Genomic DNA, 15,140 nt, shown 5'->3' with positions numbered 1-15,140 from the left:
CGCCTCCGTGATGCCCCGTTGCGTCCCGGAGGCGCTGGCGATCCTGCGTCCATGACCCAGGTCGGCGCCGGCCCGGAGGAGATCCCACCGTTCCACCGCCCCCTCATCTCCTACATCGTCGTGGTGGCGGTCGCTTCCCTCGCGCTGGGGGCCGTGTCCTGGAGGTTCGGGCGCCACCCCGACCCCGCCCCGCTGCTGCTGCTGTCGGCGATGGGCATCCTCAGCTTCAGCGTGAGGGCGCCGGAGGTCGGCTCGAGGATCGGCTTCTCGTTCCTCAGCATCATCCTGCTCTCGTCCGCCGCGATCCTCGGGCCGTTCGGTGCCTGGTTCGTCGGCGTCGTGTCTGTCGCCGTCGACCGCCGCGCGCGGGCCTGGCTGCAGGCGGTCTTCAACGTCGCGATGACCTCGATCGTCGGGGCAGCAGGCGCCTGGGCCTACGTCCTCGCGAGCGGGGAGTACGCCATCGGCGGGCTTCGGGGCGCCGGGGTCCTCGCGGTCGAGGTCGGGCTGCCGCTCATCGTCGCCGACGTCGTCGGCTGCATCACCAACGCCGCGCTCCTCTCCGGGGTCATCCACTTCCACCAGCAGGTGCCCGTCACGGTCGTCTTCCGACGGGTCCTCGCGACGTCCGGGGTGGCCTACGTCGGGTACGGCATCATCGGCTTCCTCTTCGTCATCCTCTGGTTCCCGGCCCAGCTGGGCGCCTTCAGCGCGATCCTCGTGCTCGCGCCGCTCCTCGCCGCGCGGTGGGCCTTCATCCAGTACGGCGAGGAGCTCCGGTCGCACGAGCGCACTGTCGACACCCTCGTCACGGCGCTCGGCACGAAGGAGCCGCCAGCCGTCGAACGGAGCCGGCGCACGGCGCGCCTCGCCGAGTGGCTCGCCGAGGAGCTCGGACTCGGGCCGTCCCAGATCGGCACGGTTCGTTATGCCGCGACCCTTCACGAGATCGGTCGACTCGGCGTGCCCGTCCGCCTGCTCCGGCGAGACCCCGCCACGCTGACGCCGGCGGAGCACCAGCTCATCACCCATCACTGCGCTCAGGGGGCGGCAATGATCGAGGGCATCGACTTCCTCGAGGAGGCACGGACAGGGATCCGCCACCAAGGAGAGCGGTTCGACGGGACGGGTGGTCCGGACCGTCTCGCGGGCCATGACATCCCGCTCGCGGCCCGCGTCGTCGCGGTCGCGGACCGTCTGGAGGAGCTCTCCCGCGCACCGGGCTGGGCCGCGGGCCGGTCGTCCTCGGCGATCGTCGACGCGCTCCGTCAGGAGACGGGCCGCTTCGACCCGGCCGTCCTCGAGGCGGCGCGGAGCGTGCTCGAGAAGCACGGCCTTCCCGATCACGGCATGGGGGGGCCGGAGTGAACGCCCACCCCGAGCGGTTCGGTTCCGCGGCCCTCGTCCTGGGTGCCACCGCACTCGTCGTCTCGGTGGCGGTCGCCATGGTGCGCTCAGACGGGCCGCCGTGGTCCGACATGGCCGACCTCGCGTGCGTCGTCGCGTTCGCGACCGCGATCGCCCTCGGGGAGTGGCTCCAGCTCGCCGCGTCGGGCTTCCGGGGTTCGGCGCCGATCTCGACCGCGGCAGCCTTCGGCCTCGTCTTCACGGTGGAGATCCCCGAGGGGCACCACATCACCTACGGCGCGAGCTTCGTCATCGCGGTGACGGCCGTGTCGATGGCGGCCGGCGCCCTCGCGAGACAGGTGCGCTCGGGCGATGTCAGCCTCGTCGGGACGACCGGACGCCTCCTCTCGGTCGCCGTCGCCGCCGTGCTCTACCGGGTGGTCCACCTGCGGCAGCACTCGGGGGTCCCGGCCGCCGACGACGGGCTCGTCCCGTGGCAGAGCGCGCTGCTCATGCTCGGGATCGCGGGCGTCGCGCTCCTCGCCGACATCCTCTTCACCTCGGCCCTGCGCACGACGTCGACGGGGAGCGTGAGCGCTGCGGCCCGCCTGCAGCAGACCTTCGTCCAGGAGGTGCGGTCCTCGGCGGCGATCTCCACGGCGGTCGCCGTCACCGGTGTCCTCATCGCGCTCGCGGCCCCGGCGGTCGGCGTCAGCGCGCTCCCGCTCTTCCTGGCCCCCCTGGTCCTCACGCTGTTCGCGTTCCGGCGCTACGTCAGCATCCGGGCGACCTACCTGCAGAGCATCCGCACCCTGTCGCGCCTCACCGATGCCGCCGGGTACACGCTGCCGGGCCACTCCGAGCGCGTCGCGGCGCTCTCCGTGGCGGTGGGGCGGGCCCTCGGCGTGCCCGAGCGCGAGCTGCTCGACCTCGAGTACGCCGCGCTCCTGCACGACATCGGGCAGGTCGCGCTCGTCGAGCCGATCCCTGGCGGCGCGACGGTGCTCGCGGCGCCGGCCGACCAGCGTCGCATCGGCGCCGACACCCTCGCCATCGTGCGGGAGACGGGCGTGCTCGACAGCGTGGCCGGCATTCTCGAGCACCAGACGACGCCGTACCGTCAGGTTCGCGAGCTCGGCGAGGAGATCCCCCTCACGAGCCGGATCATCAAGGTCGTCAACGCCTTCGAGGACCTGACCGGCGGTCAGCACACCCCCCGGGCGCGCGACGGCGCCATCGAGCGGATCTACCTCGGCCTCGGCTACGAGTACGACCCGCGCGTCGTCGACGCGCTCCTCCGGGTGCTCGGGGCCCGGACGCCAGCGCCCTGAGGGCCGGCGAGGGGACCCGTATGCCGTCCCACGGCCCGAGCCCGACGGCGAGCCCGCGCCGGGTCGAGAGGCAGGTCACACCAGCAGGTGACCCCTGTCGCGGTCGTTGAGAGCGTGGCACAATGGCCGCCTCGGGCAACCCCCGTCTCGCGTCATCCAGGCCAGACCCCCGGCACGGTTCCACCAGTCAGGGCGTCGGCCCTTCCTTCTTTTCACGCGAACGAGGTTCCTCTCATGAGTGCGTTGCCCATCAGCCTCTCCCACAACCCCTCAGACCCGGTGTTCCTGGCCCACGAGGGGGGCAAGCTCGGGGTGCACGCGACATCCCCCCTTCGGGACGCGGCGGACCTGTCCCTCCTCTACACCCCGGGCGTCGCCGACGTGTCCCGGGCCATTGCCCTCGACCCGTCCCTGGCATCGGTCTACACGAGCCGGAGCAACACGGTCGCCGTCGTCAGCGACGGCACGGCGGTCCTCGGCCTCGGGGCGATCGGGCCGCTCGCGGCAATGCCCGTGATGGAGGGAAAGGCCGTGCTCTTCAAGCACTTCGGCGCGGTCGATGCGGTCCCCGTGTGCATGGAGACCGGCTCGGTCGACGAGATCGTCGAGGCGGTCGCGCGCATCGCCCCGACCTACGGGGGCATCAACCTCGAGGACATCTCCGCTCCTCGCTGCTTCGAGATCGAGCGGCGCCTCCAGGAGCGGCTCGACATCCCGGTCTTCCACGACGACCAGCACGGCACGGCCATCGTCGTCCTCGCGGCCCTGCTCAACGCCGCCGGGGTCGTCGACAAGGCCCTCGAGGACCTCACCGTCGTCGTGTCGGGAGCCGGAGCGGCCGGCGTCGCCGTCTCGCTCATCCTCCTCTCGGCCGGTGTCGGAGACGTCGTCGTCGTCGACTCGACGGGCGTCCTCGGCCCGGACCGCGCCGACCTCGCCCCGCACAAGGCGCGGCTCGCCGAGCTGACCAACGCCCGTGGTGTGACGGGGACGATCGGGGACGCCCTCGAGGGCGCGGACGCGTTCGTCGGGGTGTCGGGTGGAACCGTCTCCGAGCGCGACCTCATGCGGATGGCTCCGCGGGCCGTCATCTTCGCCCTGGCCAACCCGGATCCGGAGGTCCACCCCACGGTGGCCGCGCGCTTCGCCGAGGTCGTCGCCACCGGGCGCTCCGACTTCCCCAACCAGATCAACAACGTCCTCGCGTTCCCGGGGGTCTTCCGGGGGGCCCTCGACTCAGGGGCGCGGGCCATCACCGAGGAGATGAAGCTCGCAGCGGCCCACGCCATCGCGGCGCTCGTCCCAGAGCCGACGGCGGGCGAGATCGTGCCGAGCGTCTTCGACGAGCGCGTGGCCCCGGCCGTCGCCGCCGCCGTGTCGGCGCTCGCGTCCCGGCGCTGACCAGGGCCGACCGGCCCGGTTCCGGATGACGACCACCATGGCCGCTCGCGCGCCCCACGCTGCTGGGACGGGCCTCGAGCGGCGGGTTCGTGGTCGTCATCCGGGACACAGCGGCATACCGTCTGGGTGAGTGGTGCCACGTATGCCGCTCAGCCCGGCCCGAGTCAGTCGTCCGTCGGCGGGTCGGTGAGCCCGCGAGCCGCGAGGGCCTCTCCGGTCCGGCGGGCGTAGGCGACAGTGTGGATGACGACGGGCAGGACGAGCGCGCGCGGGCTGCGCTCGAGGCCGCGGGCCCGGGCCGACACGCGCACCTGGCCGAAGGCGCCGGCCACCCAGGGGACCGAGCGGAGCATGATGCCGAGCGTGAGCGCCACGACCTCAGGGTCGAGCCACCGGCGCAGGGGCTTCGCGCCGCGCACGAGTCCGTCGAGCATGTCGGTGACCGGCGTGGTGGCGGTGAGCAGCCCGGCGGCGAGGTAGGCGTTGGCGATCCCGACGACGATGCGCGTCGCCTCCGGCAGGCCCTGCGTCCACCAGTGGAAGGCGCCGAGCAGGACCAGGACCGGCCCGAGGGCGCGCAGGGAGGCCACGACCCGTCTCGTCGGGAGACCGGCGCCGAGCCCAACCGCAAGCAGGGCCACGAGCAGGAGCGCCGCCTGCCACCACGACGTGAACCAGAACGTCGTCGTGCCGACGAGCACCACGCCGGTCAGCTTGAGCCACAGGGGCGCCCGGTGCAGCCACGATGTTCCGGGGACGTGGGTCGTGAAGAGGCCCGGGCCGTTCACGAGTGCTCGACCAGGGCTCGGTAGTGGGCCACGGCCTCAGCGGGTGCGCCGTCGAACACGATCCTCCCGGCGTCGACGACGAGGGTCCGGTCGGCGTCGCGGGCGAGGTCGAGGTCGTGGGTCGCGAGGACGACCGTCTGCTCGAGGCTGGCGAGGGTCCGGCGAAGCAGCGTCGTGTTGCGCAGGTCGAGCAGGGTCGAGGGCTCGTCGAGGACGAGAACCCGCGGCTCGGTCGCGAGGACCACGGCGAGCGCCATGAGCTGCCGTTCCCCTCCGGACAGGTCGTAGACGCTCTGGTCGGCGAGATGGGCGAGGCCGAAGCGTTCGAGGACGGCCTGGGCCGCGGCTGCGCGCTCCGGGCGCGACCGGTGGCTGCGTCGCAGCGAGAGCTCCACGTCCTCGCGCCCCGTCGGCATGACGAGCTGCGAGAGGGGGTCGGTGAAGGCGAACGCGACGACGCGACGCACCGCGGCGCCCTCGCGGACCGTGTCCTGCCCCCCGACCGTGACGGTGCCCGAGGTCGGCGTGACGAGTCCGTTGAGCAGGCGCAGGAGCGTCGACTTGCCGGACCCGTTGGCGCCGACGACCGTGATCCGACGCTCGCTCGCCCGGAGCGAGACCGGCCCGAGGATCGTCCGTGTGCCGGCGGCGCCGGTCGGCACGGTCACCGTCGCGTCGCGCAGCTCGAGCGTCGTGCGATCCATCGCGAAGGGGCCGGGACAGCTGGCGCGGGGCGGGTCAGGACGAGCGCGCCGGACGGCGCACGAGGATGTCGGGGAAGGCTCGGTGCACGGCAGCGGCGGCCAAGGCCGCGACGACGTTCTTGACGATGTCGCCGGGGTAGAAGGCGAGGTCGACGCGGAAGGCCGCGGCGAGGGTCAGCTTGCCGTTGACCATGAGGCCGGCGATACCGAGTGCGTGGACGATGGCGACCGAGGCGAGCATCGCCGCAGCGAAGAAGAGCGGGACCCATCGGCCGGCTGGTGCCCGCCGGACGACCGCACGGGCGAGGAGGCCGACGACGAGCGCGGCGAGGACGAAGGAGACGAGGTAGCCCGCGGACGGCCCGGCGAGGACCTGGAGGCCGGAGGCCCCCTGGCTGAACACGGGCAGGCCGACGAAGCCGACGAGGAGGTAGACGAGAACGGCGAGCGAGCCACGGAGCGGCCCGAGCACGAGGCCCGTCAGCATGACCGCGAACGTCTGGAGGGTGATGGGGACACCCAGCGCGCCGACGGGGACGCCCGGCAGGACCGACGCGGCCACGACGAGCGCTGCGAAGACGGACACGAGCGCCACCGACTGGGCATCGACGGCGCGAGGGCCCGCGCCGGGCCGCCCGCCGGAGCCCGCGCCACCGGCCTGGGCAGCCGTGCGGGCCGTGGCAGGCAGGGCCTCGGGGGGCAGGGCCTCGGCCGTCGCCGGCGGTTGCTGGGCTGCGTTCTCGATCACGCGTGGACCCTATCGGGTCCGTCCGAGAGGGCCCGTGGCTATGGTGCTGACATGCTCGCTGCCTACGCCGCTGCCCAGTCGTCCACCGACCCGCTGTCGGGCCTCGTCGTCGGGGAGCGGCCCGACCCGCAGCCCCGGGAGGGCTGGTCGGTCGTCTCGGTCAAGGCGGCCGCGCTCAACCACCACGACGTCTGGTCGCTCCGCGGTGTCGGCCTGCCCGCAGATCGGCTGCCGATGGTCCTCGGCTGCGACGGTGCGGGACTCGACGAGGCCGGCAACCGCGTCCTCGTCCACGCCGTCGTCGCCTCGGACGGCTGGCGCGGCGAGGAGACCCTCGACCCGCGGCGCACGCTCCTGTCCGAGCTCCACGACGGCACGCTCGCCGAGAAGGTGACGGTCCCGACGGGCAACCTCGTGCCGATGCCAGACGGCCTCTCGTGGGAGTCGGCCGCGTGCCTGTCGACGGCGTGGCTCACGGCCTACCGGATGCTCTTCGCCAACTCCGGGGTCCTTCCCGGCGGCACGGTCCTCGTCCAGGGCGCCGGGGGCGGGGTGGCGACCGCGCTGGTCCAGCTCGGGTCGGCCGCCGGCTACCGGATGTGGGTGACCTCCCGTGACGAGGCCCGGGGGCAGCGTGCCCTGGAGATCGGCGCCGACCGGGTCTTCGCCTCCGGCGAGCGGCTCCCCGAGCGGGTCGACGCGGTGATGGAGACCGTCGGAGCCGCGACGTGGTCGCACTCGGTCAACGCGCTCCGCCCGGGCGGCACGATCGTCATCTCCGGTGCGACCTCCGGCGACGCCCCGGCCAAGGCCGAGCTGACGAAGATCTTCTTCAAGCAGCTGCGCGTCATCGGCTCGACGATGGGCTCGCGAGACGAGCTCGCCCAGCTCGCCCAGTTCGTCGTCCAGCAGGGGATCGCGCCGGTCATCGACTCGGTCCTGCCGCTCGCCCAGGCCCGCGACGGCTTCGCGCGCATGGTCGACGGGGACGTCTTCGGCAAGGTCGTCTTCACGATCTGACCCGTCAGGGCGCGCCGCCTCCCGCAGGCTCAGTGGCCGTCGAGCCGGCCACTGACGCCGACGACGACCGAGAGCCCGTCGGCGGCCGGCGTCTGCGGCTCCCCGACGAGCCACTCGCACCAGAGGGCGGAGCAGAGACGGGCCGTGAGGATGCCGAGCTCGTAGGGGCCGTCCGCCCCGAGCGTGACCGACACGTGGCCGATGTCGGCGGTGCCCGACTCGACGCCGTGCAGGGCCGCCTGCGTCGCGCGCGCCACGGCCTCGAGGCGGCTGTCGCCGTGGACCGGAGCGATGCCCACCCTCTCGGCCACCTCGCTGCCCGGCTCGATCCCGAGCGAGGCCCGGACCGCCTCGACGCGGCCGTAGCCGAACCAGTCGCCGGGTCCGGTGCGCACGAGGTCGCGCCCACGCGGGTGCGCCTCGAGCGGCTCGTCGCCTGCCGTGAGGACGAAGCGGCCGAGCCCGCGAACGAGTGCCGCCGGAACGGCCTCGGCCTTGCCCTTGGCGAGGTCGGCCGCCGACGCGATCTCGTCGGCGAGGGCGCGGGTCGTCACCTCGAGGGGCCTGCCGTCGGCGTCGGTGCCGCCGCGCAGGTCGTCGACGACGCGGACCCCGTGGGCGCCGAGCGCGAAGTCGACCTGCCCGACGCGCCACGCCCGGCCGGCCGTGTCACTGAGGACGACACCGACGCGGACGCCGTGGCGCTCGAGGATCGCGTCGTGGACGTGCGCGCAGACGGCGTCGGGGTCGTGGGGCAGGAGCAGCCAGCCGCCCCGCCGGCCGGTGTTGGAGCCGTCGACTCCCGCCGCGGCCATGATCGGACCCGCCTTGGCGCGGACGATCCGCGTGATGCGATCGCCGACCGAGCGCTCGGCGACGACGTACTCGGTCTCGCCCGCGACGACGCGGTCCTTGTCGGGGTCGTGGGTCACGAGGCCGAGCGCCTTGCTCGCGATCTTGCTCGACACGACGAGGACGTCGCCGTCGGCGAGCCGCAGCCCCGACGCCGTGAGCCCCAGCCCGATCACCGTGACGAGGTCGTCCCCCTCGCGGACCTCGGGTATGCCGCTGAGCGGGGTGATCGTGACGGGCGCGCTCACGCGATGGTCCGTCCGGCCCGGAGCCGCAGCGCCGTGTCGAGGGCCGCGCCCGCGAGGTCCGCGGCGGCCTCGCCGGAGCTCATGAGGAGCGGGCGGTGGACGACCTCCAGACCGGACCGCGGACGCATCGGGTCGTCCTCGTCGACGAGCCACCCGTCGAGGAAGTCGGCGTAGAGGCCCGCCACGGCTTCGCTCGTCTCGGCGACCCCGATCGTTCGCAGGCACACGTCCGCGTGGCCACGCACCGGGCGGCCCCCGACGAGCGGCGAGACGCCCACGACCGGGGCGCGTGTGCCGCGGAGGGCGTCGCGGATGCCGGGAACGCCGAGGATGATCCCGATCGAGACGACCGGGTTGCTCGGGGGCAGCAGGACCACGTCGGCACCACGGATCGCCTCGAGGACCCCGGGAGCCGGTGCGGCCCGGTCGAGCCCGGCGACGACGAACCGCTCGGCGGGCAGCTCGGCCCGGTGGCGGACCCACCACTCCTGGAAGTGGATCGCGCGGGAGCCGTCGCCGTCGGCGACGACGACGTGGGTCTCGACCGGCGTGTCGGTCATCGGCAGCAGGGTCACGCCCTGCTCACCGAGCCCCCAGCGGGCGGAGAGCCGCTCGACGACGGCGCTGAGCGGCATACCCTGCCCGAGGAGCTGGGAGCGGAAGACGTGGGTGGCGAAGTCCTTGTCTCCCAAGGTGAACCACTGCGGGGTCGCCCCGAGCGCGGCGAGCTCCTCGGCGAGGTGGTGCGTCTCGTCGGCCCGCCCCCAGCCCTGACCCTCGTGGATCCCGCCGCCGAGCGTGTAGAGCAGCGTGTCGATGTCGGGACACACGCGCAGCCCGAAGAGCGTGATGTCGTCACCGGTGTTGCCGATGACCGTGAGCTCGACCGGCTCGTGCTCGAGGTGCTCGGGTGAGGTGGTCCGGGAGAGGTGTCGGAGCAGGCCGCGGAGGAACCGGGCGCCGCCCACCCCTCCGGCCAGGGCGGTGATGCGCATGGTCCAGATCCTCTCAGTCCACCCCTCTGATGCGCTGGCGAGGTGGTGACGTCGGGGGGCGAATATCACTGAACGGCTTGACTCAGGGCATATGACACGCATGTAATTTCATTGTTGTATTCATCGGAGTCCTCTCCGATCGGAGAGCGTCGCCGTCGGGTACAGCAGTGCTGACACACACGTGGAAGTCAGGGTCGAGGAGGGGTCATGCACGAGCTGATGGTCGTCCTGTCGGATGCGGGCGGGGGAGAGGGTGAGCTCTCCTGGCAGGAGAGGTCCCTCTGCGCCCAGACCGATCCCGAGGCGTTCTTCCCCGAGAAGGGCGGCTCCACCCGCGAGGCCAAGAAGGTCTGCGTCGGCTGCGAGGTCCGCGCCGAGTGCCTCGAGTACGCCCTCGCCAACGACGAGCGCTTCGGCATCTGGGGTGGCCTGTCCGAGCGGGAGCGCCGCAAGCTGAAGAAGCGCGCGGTCTGACCGTGACCGCCCTACCCGGATCCGTCACCGGAGGCCGGGTGCAGGTGGCCGCTGGGTCCGATGCGCTGACGGACAACCCGGCCGAGAATCTGACCGAGGAGCTGACCGAGGAGCGCGGCCGACCCGGTCCGGCGGCAGGCGCGGCCGCCTCCGGCCCGCTCGGCACCCCGCCCCGGCCCGCTCCCTCGGTCCCGGTCGTCGACGCCGTCCTCGTCGTCCGCAACGGGTCGCCGTGGCTGGCCCAGTGTCTCGACGGCATCGCGGCCCAGACCCTCCCACCGAGCCGCCTCGTCATCGTCGACCTCGCGAGCACCGACACGTCCGGCGCGATCGCCCGGGCCCACCAGTCGGTGCGGCAGGCGGTCGACGACGTCCGCCTGGTCCGCCTCGACGAGCCGGTCCCGCTCGGCCGGGCGATCGACCTCGCGGTCGCGAGCCTGCCCGAGCCCGCCGACCCCCGCACGGCGTGGGTCTGGGTGCTCCACGACGACTCCGCCGCCCGTCCGACCGCCTTGGCCCGGATGCTCGACGCGGTCCGTCGCTCGCCGTCGGTCGGGGTCGCCGGGCCCAAGCTCGTCGAGTGGGACGACCCGCGACGCCTGCGCGAGCTCGGCATCCAGATCACGCGTACCGGCCGGCACATCGCCGCGCCGACCGTGGGCGAGGCCGACCAGGGCCAGTACGACGGGCGCACGGACGTCCTCGCGGTGAGCACGAGCGGCATGCTCGTGCGCCGCGACGTCCACTCGGACCTGCACGGGTTCGACCCGACCTTCGCCACCTACGGCACGGGTCTCGACTTCGGCTGGCGGGCCCAGCTCGCAGGCCACCGCGTCATCGTCGTCCCCGGGGCCGTCGTCCGCGACGCAGCCGCCGACGACACCGGCGCGAGGGACGGGGGGCCGGGGGCGCGCGAGGTCGAGCGCCGCTCGCGCCGGGCCGGGCGCCAGGTCGTCCTCGCTCGCTCCTCACCGCTCGCGGCTCCGTTCCTCGCCGTGTGGATGGCGCTGTCCGCGGTCCTGTCGGCGCTCGTCCTGCTCGTCGCCAAGCGCCCGCGTCAGGCCTGGCGCGAGCTGGCCGACATCGGTGCGCTCGCCCACCCCTTCGCCACCCTGGCCGCGCGCTGGCGCGGCCGCCGCAGCCGCCGCCTGCGCCGCTCCCACCTCGCCACCCTCTTCGTCCGGCCCACCCACGCCGCCCGCACGACGGTCGACCACATCCAGGACGCCGTGGCCCCCGACGGGGGCCGCCGACGGCGCGAGGCGAGCCCGACGACCGAGACGGGTCCCGTCGCCGAGGAGGCCGAGGGCCTCGAGTCGCTGCCGCACTCCGTCGTCCGTCGCGTCCTCAGCCACCCGGGGTTCCTCGCCGTCCTCGCCGTCCTCGTCACGACGGTCGTCGCCTGGCGCGACCCGATCCGTGCGGGTGCGCTCGTCCCGAGCAACACCGGGCTCGCCGGGGGCGAGCTGCGGGCGGTCACGACCGGGTCGAGCGGCCTGTGGCACGCCTTCCGCGATGCCTGGCACGGCGCCGGCCTCGGGTCGGGGACGGAGGCCGGGCCCTACCTCGCCGTCCTCGCCGGCCTGACGTGGCTCGCGGAGCGGGTGCCGGGGGTCGCCTCGAGCCGCTCGAGCGCCGGGGTCACAGTCGCCTGGCTGCTCTTCCTCGCGCCCGCGCTCTCGTCGTGGACGGCATACCTCGCCGGTCGGGTCGTCACCTCCTCACGGACGGCTCGCGCCCTCGTCGCTGCGGCCTGGGGGACGAGTGCCGTGCTCACGGCGGGCCTGGTCGAGGGCCGGCTCACGATCGCCGTCGCCCACGTCCTGCTGCCCCTCGTCCTCGCGGGCTTCACCCTCGCCGCCCAGCGTGACGGCACGTGGACGGCGACCTTCGCCACGGCGCTCGTGACGGCAGTGCTCGCGGCGTTCGTGCCGCCGCTCCTCGCTGTCTCGTCCGTCGCTGCGGTGCTCCTGGTCCTGCTCGGTCCCGGTGCCCGCCGCCTCCGAGGCCTCGTCCTGCTCATCGTCCCGCTCGGGCTGCTCGGCCCCTGGGTGTCGCGCGTCGTCGAGGATGCTCGCGTGGTCCTGTCGGGCCCGGGCATCGTCTCGACCGCCCCCGGCGCGCCCTGGTGGGCGGTCCTCCTCGGCCGGCCCGAGGGCACCCCCGACCGGTTCGCCTGGCTCATCGCCCCGGCCCTCGCGCTCGGCCTCGCGGGGTATGCCGCCCGCAGCCGGAGCCGCTCCGAGTCCGTCGGTCTCGCGGCAGCGGGGATGCTCTGCCTCCTCGGCCTCGCGGCGTCGTTCGCCTCGGGACGGGTCGTTCTCGGCTCGGCCGAGACGGGCGTCGGCCAGTCGGCCCCGGCCCACCTCTGGGCCGGGGTCGGCAGCCAGCTCTGGGTCGCCGGCCTGCTCGTCGGTCTCCTCGCAGGCAGCCGTCACGTCGTCGCGCTCTTCGCCCGACCGCTTCGCCGGTGGCCCGTGGCAGCCGGCACCCTGGTCGTGCTGCTCGTCGTCGTGCCCGTCGCCGCCGGCGCGGTGCGCTGGGGGGCCAACGGCATGGGCGACTCGCTCAGCGTGGCGCGGGCGACCGTGCCCGCCGTCGCCGTCGAGCAGGCGACCGGCCCGCTCGGCAACCGCCTCCTCGTCCTCAGGCCGTCCGACCGTGTCGTCGACTTCGTCCTCGCGGGCGAGGAGCCGGGGGAGGTCCTGCGCGACCTCGACCGGGGAAGCGCCGTCGACGAGACGGCGCTCGTCGCCGCCGTTGCGCGACTCGTCGGTGGCCGCGGGGCCGACGCCCTCGACACGAGCGAGCTCGCTCGACTCGGGATCGGCTTCGTTCGGGCGCGATCCGACGCCGACTCCGCCCTGACCCGGCGGCTCGACTCCACCGAGGGCCTCAGCCGGCTCGGAGCGAGCCCCGAGGGGATCCTCTGGAAGGTCCGGCCGCTGCCGGCCGCTGCCGGCATCTCGTCCGCGGCGCCGGCGCCGTCCCGGGTTCGGCTCGTCGACGGTCGCGGCGCGCTGCTCGGCGCGGTCGAGACCTCCGGCCCCCATGCCGCGGTCGACACCGACGTGCCGTCCGGCCCTGCGGGGCGTCGTCTCGTCGCTGCCGAGCCCGTCGAGTGGTCCGGGCAGGCGCGCGTGACGCTCGACGGGACCCCCCTCGACCCGGTTGCGGGAGCGGCGCAGCCGACGTTCGTCCTTCCCGCCCAAGGCGGCCACCTCGTCGTCGACCTCGCGGCGGCGCACCCCTGGTGGCGCCTCGGCCAGGCACTCCTGCTCGCGTTCGTCGTCTTCATGGCGCTGCCCTTCGGCAACCGCCGGTCGAGGAGGCGAGCATGAGCACCGCCACCGGCGTCGCCCGCGGGCTCGCGGTCGCGCTCGCAGCCGCCGCACTCACCGTGGGAGCCACCCGGGCCACCGGCTCGCTCCAGCTCGCTGCACCGCACCCGGCGCCCAGCCTGCCGGCGTCGGCCGACGTCCTGCTCGACGACACGACCCTCGTCTGCCCCGGCCAGGAACGTCTCGGGGCGGTCGGCCTCCGCGACGTGTCCGGCAAGGTCACCACCGCGGTTGTCGCGGCGCCGGCCGAGGCGCTCGGTGGCCTCGCCGGGACGTCCCCGCGCGAGACCGGGAGTCTGCGCCTCGCAAGCGGCCCGACGGTGGCGCCCATCGCCACCGGGTCCGGGCGCGACAACCTCGTGAGCGGCGAGTCGTCCACGGCCGCAGCGGTTCTCGCCAGCGGCGCCGGCGCCATCGCCCCGGGCCTCGTCGCCACGCAGGTGTGGCAGCGCCGTGGCGACGACGACCGCGGCCTCGCGCTCACGCCGTGCCAGCCCTCCTCCTCGGACGCGTGGCTCGTCGGTGGGGGAGGGGGCCCCTCGAGGACCGAGCGCGTCATCGTCACCAACCCGGGCGCCAACGCCGTGTCCGTGTCCTTCGACGTCTACGGCGCCTCCGGGCCCGTTGCGGAGGCCCAGGGCCGGAGCGTCTCGGTCGCACCGCACGCCCGGGAGGTCGTCTCCCTCGACGCGCTCGCGCCGGACGAGAGCCGACCGGTCGTCCACGTGTCCGCCACGGGGGGAGTGGTCGCCGCCGTGCTCGACGACGCCTGGATCGACGGTGCGACCGCGCGAGGCATCGACGACGCGACCCGCTCCGCGTCCCCGGGGACCGACCTCGTCATCGCGGGCGTCGACGCCGCTGGTGCGGCCTCGGTCCGCGTGGCCAACCCGGGCGGGGACGAGGCGCTCGTCCAGGTGCGGGTCCTCACGACGTCCGGCCCCGTGCAGCCCGCCGGGCTCCGCGCCGTCCGTGTCCCGGCCGGCTCGACGGTCGACGTCCCGCTGACCCTGCCCGCCGGCCCGGCCGGCCTGCGGCTCACCTCCGACCTGCCCGTCGTCGCGGGCGCCTGGGTCGAGCGGCGGGCGACGAGCGGGTCCGACCGGATGGGCGACTTCGGCTGGGCCCCGGCCACCCCGGCGCTCCAGGGGCTCGGCGGCCTCGTCGTGCCGGGGCTCGAGCGGTCCGGCGCGACCAGGACCCTCCTGCTCGCCGCGGGTGCCGGCGGCACGGTGGCCATCACGACCGGCTCGGGAGCCGGCCTCCGCACGACGACGACCACCGTGGGAGCCGACTCAGCGGCATCCGTCCCTCTCGGTGACGCCGACCGTGTCTGGGTCCGCTCCCTGTCCGGCGACGTCCGGGCCGCGGTCACGGTCGTGGGGGCCGCCGATGGCGTCCCGTGGTTCTCCGTCGCCGCGATCACCGACGCACCGCTCACCGCCCTGTCGGTTCCGGTGCGTCAGGTCCGCAACTGAGCCCGCCCGCCGTCGCGGACCGTCATTCACCGAATCCGGGGTCGAGGTCCTCCGGCGCCACCCCGAGCAGGCCCGCGACCTGCTCGGTGACGATGTCGGCGACGAGCGCTGCCACGTCACGGCGGTCGGACACGCGGGTCTCGACCGGTCGCCGGTAGACGACGATCCGGGCGGGACGAGTGCTCGTGGCCGGGAAGAGACGACCGAGGGGCACCTCGCGGTGGTCCCACGTCGCCGGGCCGCGCGGGACGTCCTCGACGGCGAACTCGACCACCGGGAAGGCGCGGCCGACCGTCGCCTCGAGCCGCGCCGCGGCGTCGAGGACGAAGCCGTCGAACTCGTCGCGGCGGCTCACCATGGCCGGCACGGGCGGCCACGCGAGCGGCCCGCGGTGCCCACGGCCGTGGCGGTCG

General features: G+C 74.4%; 13 protein-coding genes. 7 read left to right on the top strand and 6 right to left on the bottom strand.

Going from position 1 to position 15,140, the window contains the following annotated elements; genetic code table 11:
- Window positions 1-51 precede the first annotated feature (51 nt).
- From N865_RS16335 to N865_RS16325, 3 genes are all read left to right on the top strand, one after another.
- On the top strand, window positions 52-1,368 hold the full coding sequence (locus N865_RS16335; protein ID WP_051510772.1) for an HD-GYP domain-containing protein: 1,317 nt from the start codon (window positions 52-54) through the stop codon (window positions 1,366-1,368).
- Window positions 1,365-2,678 carry an HD-GYP domain-containing protein gene (locus tag N865_RS16330; RefSeq protein ID WP_034808217.1) on the top strand — a complete coding sequence of 438 codons (1,314 nt, stop codon included), beginning with the start codon at window positions 1,365-1,367 and terminating at the stop codon, window positions 2,676-2,678. Before N865_RS16335 ends, N865_RS16330 begins: the two co-directional genes overlap by 4 nt.
- Window positions 2,679-2,912: 234 nt before the next feature.
- A complete protein-coding gene (locus tag N865_RS16325; RefSeq protein ID WP_034808214.1) occupies window positions 2,913-4,079 on the top strand; it encodes an NAD(P)-dependent malic enzyme in 1,167 nt (388 codons plus the stop codon).
- Between the two features lie 164 nt (window positions 4,080-4,243).
- Here the strand turns inward: N865_RS16325 and N865_RS16320 are convergent, their stop codons facing one another.
- The 3 genes from N865_RS16320 to N865_RS16310 are packed head-to-tail and all read right to left on the bottom strand — an operon-like array spanning window position 4,244 to window position 6,319.
- A complete protein-coding gene (locus N865_RS16320; RefSeq protein WP_034808212.1) occupies window positions 4,244-4,867 on the bottom strand; it encodes an energy-coupling factor transporter transmembrane component T family protein in 624 nt (207 codons plus the stop codon).
- Window positions 4,864-5,571, bottom strand: a complete 708-nt coding sequence (locus tag N865_RS16315) for an energy-coupling factor ABC transporter ATP-binding protein (RefSeq protein ID WP_051510770.1) — start codon at window positions 5,569-5,571, stop codon at window positions 4,864-4,866. Before N865_RS16315 ends, N865_RS16320 begins: the two co-directional genes overlap by 4 nt.
- 34 nt (window positions 5,572-5,605) lie before the next feature.
- Entirely contained in the window at window positions 5,606-6,319 is a 714-nt protein-coding gene (locus N865_RS16310; RefSeq protein ID WP_245603805.1) for a biotin transporter BioY, read from the bottom strand.
- Between the two features lie 51 nt (window positions 6,320-6,370).
- On the opposite strand from N865_RS16310, the gene N865_RS16305 reads away from it, so the two are divergent.
- Window positions 6,371-7,339: a zinc-binding dehydrogenase gene (locus N865_RS16305; RefSeq protein ID WP_034808210.1), complete on the top strand. Its 969-nt coding sequence runs from the start codon at window positions 6,371-6,373 to the stop codon at window positions 7,337-7,339.
- A 29-nt stretch (window positions 7,340-7,368) separates the two neighbouring features.
- Here the strand turns inward: N865_RS16305 and N865_RS16300 are convergent, their stop codons facing one another.
- Complete coding sequence (locus N865_RS16300; protein ID WP_034808208.1) at window positions 7,369-8,439, bottom strand: coenzyme F420-0:L-glutamate ligase; 1,071 nt, start codon at window positions 8,437-8,439, stop codon at window positions 7,369-7,371.
- A complete protein-coding gene (gene cofD / locus N865_RS16295; RefSeq protein ID WP_034808207.1) occupies window positions 8,436-9,434 on the bottom strand; it encodes a 2-phospho-L-lactate transferase in 999 nt (332 codons plus the stop codon). The genes N865_RS16300 and cofD overlap by 4 nt, the downstream gene beginning before the upstream one ends.
- A 207-nt stretch (window positions 9,435-9,641) precedes the next feature.
- On the opposite strand from cofD, the gene N865_RS16290 reads away from it, so the two are divergent.
- From N865_RS16290 to N865_RS16280, 3 genes are read left to right on the top strand one after another with little or no spacing between them, the layout of a single operon-like run.
- The gene (locus N865_RS16290; RefSeq protein WP_034808206.1) at window positions 9,642-9,908 is read left to right on the top strand and encodes a WhiB family transcriptional regulator; all 267 of its coding nucleotides are present in this window, start codon (window positions 9,642-9,644) and stop codon (window positions 9,906-9,908) included.
- Window positions 9,909-9,910: 2 nt separating this feature from the next.
- Window positions 9,911-13,249 carry a glycosyltransferase family 2 protein gene (locus N865_RS16285; protein WP_245603804.1) on the top strand — a complete coding sequence of 1,113 codons (3,339 nt, stop codon included), beginning with the start codon at window positions 9,911-9,913 and terminating at the stop codon, window positions 13,247-13,249.
- Entirely contained in the window at window positions 13,246-14,727 is a 1,482-nt protein-coding gene (locus N865_RS16280) for a DUF5719 family protein (RefSeq protein WP_034808202.1), read from the top strand. The genes N865_RS16285 and N865_RS16280 overlap by 4 nt, the downstream gene beginning before the upstream one ends.
- 22 nt (window positions 14,728-14,749) lie before the next feature.
- Here the strand turns inward: N865_RS16280 and N865_RS16275 are convergent.
- Window positions 14,750-15,140: metallopeptidase family protein (locus tag N865_RS16275; RefSeq protein ID WP_034808201.1), on the bottom strand; the 391-nt coding region annotated here is incomplete at its 5' end.

Source organism: Intrasporangium oryzae NRRL B-24470, assembly GCF_000576595.1.
Classification (GTDB): domain Bacteria; phylum Actinomycetota; class Actinomycetes; order Actinomycetales; family Dermatophilaceae; genus Intrasporangium_C; species Intrasporangium_C oryzae.
The sequence above is the reverse complement of the archived record's forward strand: the minus strand, read 5'-3'. Positions and strand labels throughout refer to the sequence as shown.

What these genes read in the sequence shown, in the direction of transcription:
- N865_RS16335 (WP_051510772.1), top strand. Translation starts at nt 52, where the DNA reads ATGACCCAGGTCGGCGCCGGCCCGGAGGAGATCCCACCGTTCCACCGC.
- N865_RS16325 (WP_034808214.1), top strand. Translation starts at nt 2,913, where the DNA reads ATGAGTGCGTTGCCCATCAGCCTCTCCCACAACCCCTCAGACCCGGTG.
- N865_RS16315 (WP_051510770.1), bottom strand. Translation starts at nt 5,571, where the DNA reads ATGGATCGCACGACGCTCGAGCTGCGCGACGCGACGGTGACCGTGCCG.
- N865_RS16305 (WP_034808210.1), top strand. Translation starts at nt 6,371, where the DNA reads ATGCTCGCTGCCTACGCCGCTGCCCAGTCGTCCACCGACCCGCTGTCG.
- cofD (WP_034808207.1), bottom strand. Translation starts at nt 9,434, where the DNA reads ATGCGCATCACCGCCCTGGCCGGAGGGGTGGGCGGCGCCCGGTTCCTC.
- N865_RS16290 (WP_034808206.1), top strand. Translation starts at nt 9,642, where the DNA reads ATGCACGAGCTGATGGTCGTCCTGTCGGATGCGGGCGGGGGAGAGGGT.
- N865_RS16280 (WP_034808202.1), top strand. Translation starts at nt 13,246, where the DNA reads ATGAGCACCGCCACCGGCGTCGCCCGCGGGCTCGCGGTCGCGCTCGCA.